Source organism: Bathymodiolus azoricus thioautotrophic gill symbiont (assembly GCF_001298715.1).
Classification (GTDB): Bacteria; Pseudomonadota; Gammaproteobacteria; order PS1; family Pseudothioglobaceae; genus Thiodubiliella.
In genome coordinates this window covers 1-3,128 of record NZ_CDSC02000132.1, presented here as the reverse complement: position 1 = coordinate 3,128, position 3,128 = coordinate 1, and the positions used below count along the sequence as shown (strand labels likewise).

Sequence of the window (3,128 nt, the reverse complement as noted above, 5' to 3'; positions counted from 1 at the left end):
TGTGAATTAGTATTCGCATTCACGTGGTAGTTCTGCTGCATGTCTTCTCCTTTTTATAGTAGAAAAAAAGTTGATATGTTACGGCAACTACCACCCTAATTTAGGGGGAGTTTAAGGGTTTGAATTTTTATTTTTTAGCTTTTTGAGGCAAAAATTCAAACCCTTAAAATGACGATTGTGCGTGGTTTGAGAATCATTAGTTCAAATGCTCAAACTGGAACAACGTGGTGAAACTGGACATATTATATAAACACATTAATCCGAAGAACATGGAAAAGCAAAAAATTGCCTGCTAAATAAACATGAATAAAATACAAACATCAATATCTAAATGTAGAATTTGCGGCAATAAAGCGCAAAATAAAACTTGGGTTAGTGATAAATTAGAGGTAGATAAGAAAAATAAGAGTAATTTTTCATGAAGAAGCTAGTTGTTGTATTGGTAATACCAACTTTACAAGGTAATGGCGCCGAAAGAGTGGTAGTCACTTTAGCAACAGGATTTGCGCAACAAGGTTGTGAAGTTCACATTATATTAACTTTAAAGAATTTGGTTGAAATTGAGTTTAATGGACAATTTAAAGTGCATTATTTTCAACAATATTACAGATGGGTACCTAAATCAATAAGAGGAAAAATACTTTCGCCACTTTTAGACAAGTTTATTGTTAAAAAGTGTGGCATTCCCAATCTTGTTTTATCAAATTTAATTCCATCTGATAGGATGTTGTGCTATAGTAAGTTTAACACTTATTTAATTATTCATAATACAATGAGTAAAGAAGGTTATAGTTACGATGAGGCAAAAGCCATATATCTAAAAAAACCTGTTGTTTGTGTTTCTCAAGGTGTTAAAGATGACTTTGATCAAATGTTTGATAGTCATTATCCATCATATTGTATACACAATTTTATTGATGTTGATTTTGTTAAACAACAATCTGTCAAATTTCAGCCAGAATACGAAGATTATTTAATTCATGTTGGTGGATTTAAGGAGCAAAAAGGACATGATGTTTTAATTAAGGCCTATCATAAAAGTGGTGTGAAAAATCCACTTGTGTTAGTAGGAAAAGGTCGTCTACAAGAAGAATGTAAAAGACTAGTTGATGATTTGGGGTTAAATGACAAAGTAATTTTTGCAGGGTTTCAGTCTAACCCTTATCCATTTATAAAAAATGCAGAATTTATGATTTTGTCATCAAATTTTGAGGGGTTTGGTGTGGTAATAATAGAGTCATTAGCATTGGATACACCAGTTATAAGTACAGATTGCCCGTCAGGACCATCAGAGGTATTACCTAAGGATAATCTTGTGCCAGTTGGCGATATAGATGCGTTAGCAAGTAAAATAATTGATGTGGTAAAAAATACAGTAGAGTATACGACTAGTTTAAAAGATGACTTTCTCATCGAAAATCAAATAAAAAAATACTTACAATTAGTTGAAAAGTAAATCACTTTTTAATAATTTTTGGCAAAAATATGGATAAGAAGAGCACAAAAAAAGCATTCTCTGCAACACCACCAAGCATTCCGTTTGTTGAACTAAGTATAATATATCCACTCATTAGCAATGTGCCTAGAATTGCATATTCAGTATTATTTTTCGCCTTATATGTCTGCCAAAATTTCTTTAAAGGCAGAAAGAATAAAGCAAGAACTATTATCAATGCAATGCTACCACCGAAAACTAAAGTATTGATAAAAGTGTTGTGTAGATGATTGTACATAGATATTGGGCCAGATAGATTCTGACTGTTAGTGAATTTTGAAGCTGGACCCGTTGTGTTTCGGTAACCGTAGCCAAACAATGGCTTTTCCTTGGCTGCTAACAGGCCTCCTTTATACATTTCTAATCTTATTACACTGGTCGATGATTCAGTGGAAGCCTTTTGTTTAGTAACCCATGATTCTACATTGTCCACACCTTTGGAAAACTTATTAATTAGTTTAGGGTGGGCTGACAAAAGAGACGCGACAGTCAAAATTAATGCCATGATAAATATTTTATTCCTATGTTGGTTGATTGTGGGTTTTCTATTTAAATAAATGAACAATATAGTCAATATCATTAGCCCGAGAAATGTACCACGCTGATCGGCGAGAATAATGACATTAATTGCTAATATAGAGCTAATTGCAGTTAATAATAAACTGTATTTGTTTTCATAATTGATATTAACCCATGAAAAAACAAGCATCATCATTGTTAAGCTTGGCGTGATACCGCGTGAGAGCCTCCAGTCTGTTATTACGCCATTTATTAGGTGTTGATATAAGATGTATCCCCCTATCATAATTAGGCTTAATTTCATCGCCAAAATTAATCGATTAAAATCAATATCAGTTTTATAAATTGCTAATGCAATCAAAGGGGCAAATAAGAAGGCTAAGTCTCTATTTGTAAAATGTAAAAGTTCTAATGGCTTTTCAGACATTAAAATTGATAAAATAATAACCCCAAAATAAGCAACAGAGAGCACTGAGAATAATTTTAATTTCGGGTGTTTGAATGGATTTATCTTAGTTGTAAAGATGGCGTAAATACCCATTAACATTAGTAAGAACAAAATTAAATCTCCTGAAGTTTTAAAATTTATAATTCCAATTGGAAACAAAAATAATAAGACATTAACAAAATTTGAATACCTTTTTCCTGAATATGTTTCACTCATAGATTTACAAGTTTGATGATATAATTAAGCGATTAATTTTATACTAATCAATAGAACAAGTAATGGCTTATAAGATCGTTCAACTTAGCATCAAACAGTTAGATTTGCTTGTTAATGAAGACCATGCTTTGGTTTTGGATGCAGGTGAGGATTACTATGTACTTTCTTTTACTTTAATTTACCCCAGAGCAGGCAAGGCAAGCATTAATACTGTGAAGAGTATTCCTTTGCAAGATAAAACAGATTTTAAAACTTGTGGAGAGATGTTGGTATTTAAAGAAAAATTTGAATTAAATGGTTGCTCGGAAGTGGTAATTCCCAAATCCAAAAATAGAACCACCCAACCCAAAAAATACCAATCAAAATCCTAAAAAACCATCCCATTCAAGTCTTGCATCCATAAAAATACAGACAATACCCCCAATTTAATAAGATCAGCACAAATTATTC

3 protein-coding genes are annotated in these 3,128 nt (G+C 32.0%); 2 read left to right on the top strand and 1 reads right to left on the bottom strand.

The window, feature by feature from the left end:
- Nucleotides 1–418: 418 nt before the first annotated feature.
- Nucleotides 419–1,456 carry a glycosyltransferase gene (locus tag BAZSYMA_RS02530; RefSeq protein ID WP_090715301.1) on the top strand — a complete coding sequence of 346 codons (1,038 nt, stop codon included), beginning with the start codon at nt 419–421 and terminating at the stop codon, nt 1,454–1,456.
- A 1-nt stretch (nt 1,457) separates the two neighbouring features.
- On the opposite strand, the gene BAZSYMA_RS02525 is transcribed toward BAZSYMA_RS02530, so the two are convergent.
- Complete coding sequence (locus tag BAZSYMA_RS02525) at nt 1,458–2,678, bottom strand: O-antigen ligase family protein (protein WP_090715299.1); 1,221 nt, start codon at nt 2,676–2,678, stop codon at nt 1,458–1,460.
- Between the two features lie 62 nt (nt 2,679–2,740).
- Between BAZSYMA_RS02525 and BAZSYMA_RS02520 the strand changes: the two genes are divergently transcribed.
- Nucleotides 2,741–3,049, top strand: coding sequence for a hypothetical protein (locus BAZSYMA_RS02520; RefSeq protein WP_090715297.1), 309 nt, complete (start codon nt 2,741–2,743; stop codon nt 3,047–3,049).
- Nucleotides 3,050–3,128: the final 79 nt, after the last annotated feature.

Excerpts from the sequence above, each read along its gene's own strand:
- BAZSYMA_RS02530 (WP_090715301.1), top strand. The coding sequence starts at position 419 with ATGAAGAAGCTAGTTGTTGTATTGGTAATACCAACTTTACAAGGTAAT.
- BAZSYMA_RS02525 (WP_090715299.1), bottom strand. The coding sequence starts at position 2,678 with ATGAGTGAAACATATTCAGGAAAAAGGTATTCAAATTTTGTTAATGTC.
- BAZSYMA_RS02520 (WP_090715297.1), top strand. The coding sequence starts at position 2,741 with ATGGCTTATAAGATCGTTCAACTTAGCATCAAACAGTTAGATTTGCTT.